Source organism: Microbacterium sp. 2MCAF23, assembly GCF_052115565.1.
In the GTDB taxonomy this organism is placed as follows: Bacteria; Actinomycetota; Actinomycetes; order Actinomycetales; family Microbacteriaceae; genus Microbacterium.
The window spans coordinates 321,683-327,975 of the sequence record NZ_JBFRGY010000011.1 but is presented as its reverse complement, the minus strand read 5'-3'; the positions used below and the strand labels follow the sequence as shown (position 1 = coordinate 327,975).

Sequence of the window (6,293 nt, the reverse complement as noted above, 5' to 3'; positions counted from 1 at the left end):
GCGAAGTGCGCGAGCGCGTCGGCCTGGATCTGTCCGACGGTGCGCCGGTCCGCGTCCGCGAGGGCCGGGTCGCGGTCGCGGCGGGCGGCGAACTGCGCGGACACGTATCCTTCGATCGCGGTCTTCACGGACGCTGCCCGTTCCGGGTCGAGGACCGCGTTCAGGTGCAGCATCCCGTCCCGCTCGAACATGCTCAGCGATGCCCGCGCCCGCAGCTCGTCCTCCCGCGGTGCGACACCATCCGGATCCAGATACGCCTCCAGCCGGACGATCATCGCCCGCACCTCGTCCAGCGACAACCCCGGAACCTTCTCGACCAGGAGTTGCTCCGCGTCCGCGACCACCGCGCGGCCCACTTTCGGGATCATCCGATCCAGGAACGACACGACCATGGCGGCGGCGAGCGCACCGACCCGGCCCGCGCGCAGAGCGACACGCAGGGTCGGGAACTTCGCCGGCAGCGTCTCGCCGATCAGGTTCGTGCGGGGCGCCGTCGCCTCCCCGACCTTCACCAATCTGGCCGCGTCCCCCGTCGACGTACCCGCGGTCGTCGCGATCAACTGCGCCGCGTTCCGGTAGCCCTGCTGCTTGGCCAACGACTCGGGCCCCAGCTCACGCCGCGACTCGTACGCGATCCCCGCCGCGACCTCCGCATGCACCGCATCCGAGGATCGATCGAGCAGCCCCAACGCATTGTTCACCGCCACCAACTGCGCCCTCGACAGGTCTGTACCGGACTCCACTCCGCCCCACACCTCGACCAGAAGCCGAGTGGCTTCCAGAAGCGGGTCAAGAGTGCTGGTCATGCTCCGATCCTACCAAGAATCGAAGATTTATTCGAGACTTATCCACCACAGGAATCCACCTCAGACCTGGGAATTATCTGGGTGTGTCCGGTAATTGTGGTCGGGGGTCGAGGGAGTTCTCGGCCGAGCATCACCCGCTGGCCCGACCGAACGTGGCAGGGTCGACGGGGCGCTTCGCGCGGGGCAGATTCGCGACCACGAGCAGGTACGAATCCGTGACCAGGTCGTCTATCAGCGGCGTCGGCAGGCCGCCTGAGGGGCGCATTGTGATCCAGTGCTTCTTGTTCATGTGATAGCCCGGCGTGATCGCGTCGTACTGTTCCCGGAGCGCCTTGCCGTCTTCCGGGTCGGTCTTCAGGATGACGATCGGCTCTCCGGTCACGTCGGTGAGCAGCATGAAGACCCGGTCGCGGACTTTGTAGACCTCCCAGCCGGGCCCGAACGGGTGCTCCAGGCCGGCGCCGGGGAGCTCTTCCGCGCAGGCCCGAGCCCGCTCCTGCAGTTCCTCGCCCTTCATGCGATCCCTCTCATCCCGTCGCGCGCACCCTAGGTCACCGACCTCGGATTTGCCACGGGATCAGGTTCTCGTTACGTTGGAATGCGGGCCTGATGGCCCAAGACCAGTCCGCGGCCGCGTCCTTCTTTCGATTCTGCTGTGCACGAAGAGGCGTGGGCGTACGGTCGATGATCTCTGTTGAGGATCCGAAATCCTCCTCCTGCGCCGCCAGCATGGCTTGGTTCGAAACGGCCCTGTGATCATCACCCGGGCGAGACCGATGCAGGCCTCCCCTCGAGGTGAGGCCGCGGGGGAAACGTGTCCGAAACCGCTCTGGAAGCGCGTCATCTGTTCAAGGTGTTCGGGAGGAATCCGAACCAGGCCGTCCGCCGGCTGAAGGCCGGCGAGACCCGATCCGAGGTCGCCGACGCCGGCACCGCCGCTGTCATCGACGCGAGCTTCACCGTCAACCGCGGCGAGATCTTCGTCATCATGGGACTGTCCGGATCCGGCAAGTCCACCATCATCCGCATGCTCAACGGCCTGCACGAGGCGACCGACGGCTCCGTGCTCGTCGCCGGGGATCCGATCACCGGCATCCCGGCGTCGCGTCTGCGTGAGATCCGCCGCGACCGCGTATCGATGGTGTTCCAGCACTTCGCCTTGCTGCCGCACCGCACCGTGGCCGCGAACGTGGCCTACCCGCTCGAGCTGAAGGGCATCGGCAAGGCCGAGCGCCTGGCCAAGGCCGAGGAGATCCTGGGTCTCGTCGGCCTCGAGGGGCAGGGCGAGAAGCTGCCGTCCGAACTCTCCGGCGGCATGCAGCAGCGCGTGGGCATCGCCCGTGCGCTCGCGGCCGACAGCGACATCCTGCTGATGGACGAGGCGTTCAGCGCGCTGGATCCGCTGATCCGCCGGGAGATGCAGGAGCAGCTGCTCGAGCTGCAGCAGAAGCTGCAGAAGACCATCGTGTTCATCACGCACGACCTGAACGAGGCCATGTTCCTCGGCGACCGCATCGCGGTGATGCGCGACGGCCGCATCGTGCAGATCGGCACGCCAGAGGACATCCTCACGGACCCGGCCAACAGCTATGTCGAGCAGTTCGTGCAGGACGTCGACCGCGCCCGGGTGCTCACCGCGGCGAACGTCATGGAGCGTCCGCGCCCCGTCGTCTCCGAGAACGCCGGTCCGCGCACCGCGCTCAAGCAGATGCGCGACGCCTTCATGTCGGCGACGTACGTCGTCGGCCGCGACCGCAAGCTCATCGGCATCGTCACCGACCGTGACGTCGTCAAGCTGATCCGCCGCGGGGAGAGCACGATCACGTCGGTGCTCAAGCCCGCTACGCAGGTCGTCGACGAGGACGAGATCCTGATGAACCTGTTCATCCCGGCCGTGGAATCCCCGGTGCCGCTCGCCGTCGCCGACGCGGAGGGGCGCCTCGTCGGCGTGATCCCGCGCATCACGCTGCTCGCCGCGCTCGGCCCTGGCCCTGGTGCCACCGGCGAGATCAACCTGCCGGTGCTGCCGCTGCCGCAGGCGGAGGTCGACGCCATCCTCGACGACGGCTGGACGGCGCCGACCGCCGGAAACACGCCGACCACGTCGCCCACCCCGGATGCGCCGAACGAGGAGATCACCCGATGAACGTCCTGCCCATCGGATCCTGGGTCGCTGTCGCGGTCGACTGGATCAAAGCCAACCTGGACGGCCTGCTGCACGTCATCTCGACCGTCGTGTCGTTCCTCGTCGACGGCCTGAGCTTCCTGCTGCTGATGCCCTGGTTCTACGTCGTGATCATCATCGCGGCGCTGATCGCCTGGCTCGTCCGCTCGTGGCGCCTGGCGATCGGCACCGTGATCTCGTTCGGACTGATCGTCGCGATGGGCCTGTGGGTCCCCGCGATGCAGACGCTCGCGCTGGTGCTCGTCGCCGGAGCGGTCGCGGTGGTGATCGCGATCCCGCTCGGCATCTGGTCGGCCCGGAACGCCACCGTGCGCGCGGTGCTCAAGCCCGTGCTCGACTTCATGCAGACGATGCCCGCCTTCGTCTACCTCATCCCCGCGATCGTGTTCTTCAGCATCGGCGTCGTGCCGGGCCTCGTGGCCACGGTCATCTTCGCGCTGCCGCCCGGCGTGCGCTTCACCGAGCTCGGCATCCGCGGGGTCGACTCCGAGACCGTCGAAGCCGGGCAGTCGTTCGGCGCGACGCCGGGCCAGATCCTGCGCGGCATCCAGTTGCCGCTCGCGATGCCGACGATCCTGGCCGGCGTCAACCAGGTCATCATGCTCGCGCTCTCGATGGCCGTCATCGCCGGTATGGCCGGCGCCGACGGGCTCGGCAAGCTCGTGGTCGAGGCGATCTCGACCGTCAACATCGCCAAGGGCGTCGAGGCCGGTCTCGGCGTCGTGCTGATCGCGGTCTTCCTCGACCGGGTCACCGCGTCGCTGGGGTCGCTGGGGCAGCACCCCGGGTCGCTGCTCGGCGTGCTGGCGCGCCGCCGTTCGGCGCGGCGCCTGGCCGCGGCGTCCGCGGTCGCCGACCAGGTCCCCGAAGCATCCCTGGAGGAGAAGGAGCTGCAGCATGCGTAAGAGCAGGATCACCGCCCTCGCGGCGCTCGCCGTCGCGGCTGCCCTCACCCTGGCCGGATGCGCGAGCGACGGCGCCGGTGGCACCCTCGAGATGGCAGGCAAGGCGCCGGCGAACGATGCCGGATCCGGTGACAAGGGCACGATCACGATCGGGTTCCTGCCCAGCTGGACGGACGGGCTCAGCACCGCGTACCTGCTGCAGGACCAGCTCGGCAAGATGGGCTACGACGTCAAGATGCAGACGCTCTCCGACGCGGGACCGCTGTATGCGGGGCTGTCGCAGGGGGATGTGGACATCTTCCCGTCGGCGTGGCCCGAGGTCACGCAGAAGGCGTACATGGACAAGTACCTGGGGTCGATCGACGACCTCGGGACGTACTACGACAACGCCCGCCTCACGATCGCGGTACCGACGTACTCCGATATCGACTCGATCGACGAGCTCAAGGGCAACGCCTCGAAGTTCGGCGGCAAGATCATCGGCATCGAGCCGGGTGCCGGCCTCACCGCCCAGACCCAGAAGATGATGCCGGAGTACGGCCTCGGCGGCGAGTATCAGCTCGTGACCTCGTCGACCGCGGCGATGCTCACCGAGCTGAAGTCGGCGACGGACAAGAAGCAGGACATCGCGGTGACCCTGTGGCGTCCGTTCTGGGCCAACAGCGCCTACCCCGTGAAGGACCTCAAGGATCCGAAGGGCGCCATGGGCAAGCCCGAGGGGCTGCACTTCCTCGGCGCGAAGGACTTCGCGAAGAAGCACCCGGACGCCGCCGCGCTGATCGGCAAGATCAAGCTCGACGACGCGCAGTACGGCTCGCTCGAGGACATGGTCGTGAACCGGTTCGGCGAGGGCAAGGAGCCCCAGGCGATCGATGCCTGGGTCGAGAAGTACGGCAGTGAGTTCGACTGGGCGAAGAAGTAGGGCCGCGGTTCGCCTGACCCGGCTGTGTGTGACGCCTGCAGGACCCCGATACGGATGCACGACCAGATCCGAGAACGGGCCCTGCAGGCGTCGTATGGTCCTGCAGTCGTCGCAGAGTCCCAGGCCCACAGGGTCGGGGCCGCTATGCTGTACCCCCGTGGGGTATTGGATCCGTGGCCGGGACACGTCGTCGACGTGGTCGCTGCGGATCCTGCTCCTCGTCTCCGCGGTGATCGTCGGACTTCTCGGCATGCATGTACTCGCGGGGCACGGCACGTCGGCGACCGCGGAGCACGCCGTGCACGGCGTGATGGCGGGTACCGCGGCTACCGCACACGTCGCGGACACTCAGGCGCCGACGCGCACGACGGGTTCGACATCCGCGAGTGAAGCAATGACGGCCCGCGACGCGATGGCTGCACCGACGCAGGGCTGCGCGGACTGTGCCGAGCACGCCGTGATGGCCCCGTCCTGCACGCTCGCGCCGATCGCCACCGCCGCACTTCCGGGGCCTCCCGCGGAAGACCTCCGTCCTGCGCTAGCCGTCGTCGTCGCGTCCTCCGCGGCGGTCACGGCAGAGCCCCGCCCTCCGAGCATGGCCGCCCTCTGCATCAGTCGCAGATGAGCCGGATCCGGCGCGTCCCGCACACCCCGCTCCGCGGGCGGACGCGCCGGAACGGCTTCGCGCCCGCCCTCCGGCGGTGCGCGTCATCGACGACGAAAGCAGAGAACGACATGACCATCCGAACCCTTCACCGTGCCCTCGCGATCGGGACGGTCGCCCTCGCCGGGACCGCCCTCACCGCCTGCGCGCCCACGACCGACCACTCCGGGATGCCGGGGATGACGCACGGCGCGTCCACCCCTGCCACCGGATCCGCACAGGGATCCGCGAACGATGCCGATGCGATGTTCGCGACCATGATGATCGGCCACCACCAGCAGGCCGTCGACATGAGCGACACGCTGCTCGCCAAGACCGGCGTGGATCCGCGGGTCGCCGACCTCGCGACCAGGATCAAGGCCGCGCAGGCGCCCGAGATCGCGACCATGCGCGACTGGCTCGATGGCTGGGGCGTGCCGTCTGCGGCCCCTGGATCCATGGGACACGGCGACGGCATGATGAGCGAGACCGACATGGCCGCGCTCGAGGCCGCGTCGGGCGCCGAGGCGGGGAAGCTCTTCCTGCAGCAGATGATCGCGCACCACGAGGGCGCGGTCGAGATGGCCCGCACCGAGAAGGGCGATGGCAAGGATCCTCGTGCCGTCGCTTTGGCGAGCACGATCATCGACGCCCAGACGGTCGAGATCGCCGAGATGAAGGGGCTCCTGGCGCAGCTCTGACGCCCTCCGCGGAACCTGCCTCCGCTCACTGGTCGCGAACTGCCCCCATTCCGCTCGAATGACGGCAATTCGCGACCAGTGAGCGGGTCTGCACCCGCCGCCGGCGACGGCGCTGTCGACCCGCCTGACCG

General features: G+C 68.5%; 7 protein-coding genes. 5 read left to right on the top strand and 2 right to left on the bottom strand.

All coding sequences use genetic code 11. The features are described from left to right. Both AB4078_RS13280 and AB4078_RS13275 read right to left on the bottom strand, forming a co-directional pair. Positions 1–806, bottom strand: an 806-nt coding sequence (locus AB4078_RS13280) for a DUF222 domain-containing protein (protein WP_441977535.1), incomplete at its 3' end; no start/stop codon positions are given. Between the two features lie 130 nt (positions 807–936). Then, positions 937–1,323, bottom strand: a complete 387-nt coding sequence (locus tag AB4078_RS13275; RefSeq protein ID WP_441977534.1) for an MmcQ/YjbR family DNA-binding protein — start codon at positions 1,321–1,323, stop codon at positions 937–939. 297 nt (positions 1,324–1,620) lie between these two features. Between AB4078_RS13275 and AB4078_RS13270 the strand changes: the two genes are divergently transcribed. The 5 genes from AB4078_RS13270 (at position 1,621) to AB4078_RS13250 (ending at position 6,162) form a co-directional block, all read left to right on the top strand. Continuing rightward, positions 1,621–2,952, top strand: coding sequence for a quaternary amine ABC transporter ATP-binding protein (locus AB4078_RS13270; protein ID WP_441977533.1), 1,332 nt, complete (start codon positions 1,621–1,623; stop codon positions 2,950–2,952). Beyond that, complete coding sequence (locus tag AB4078_RS13265; protein WP_440732905.1) at positions 2,949–3,896, top strand: ABC transporter permease; 948 nt, start codon at positions 2,949–2,951, stop codon at positions 3,894–3,896. The genes AB4078_RS13270 and AB4078_RS13265 overlap by 4 nt, the downstream gene beginning before the upstream one ends. Continuing rightward, positions 3,889–4,818, top strand: a complete 930-nt coding sequence (locus AB4078_RS13260) for a glycine betaine ABC transporter substrate-binding protein (RefSeq protein ID WP_441977532.1) — start codon at positions 3,889–3,891, stop codon at positions 4,816–4,818. The genes AB4078_RS13265 and AB4078_RS13260 overlap by 8 nt, the downstream gene beginning before the upstream one ends. A gap of 157 nt (positions 4,819–4,975) precedes the next feature. Next, positions 4,976–5,443 carry a hypothetical protein gene (locus AB4078_RS13255; RefSeq protein WP_441977531.1) on the top strand — a complete coding sequence of 156 codons (468 nt, stop codon included), beginning with the start codon at positions 4,976–4,978 and terminating at the stop codon, positions 5,441–5,443. A 110-nt stretch (positions 5,444–5,553) separates the two neighbouring features. Continuing rightward, complete coding sequence (locus AB4078_RS13250) at positions 5,554–6,162, top strand: DUF305 domain-containing protein (RefSeq protein ID WP_441977530.1); 609 nt, start codon at positions 5,554–5,556, stop codon at positions 6,160–6,162. Positions 6,163–6,293: the final 131 nt, after the last annotated feature.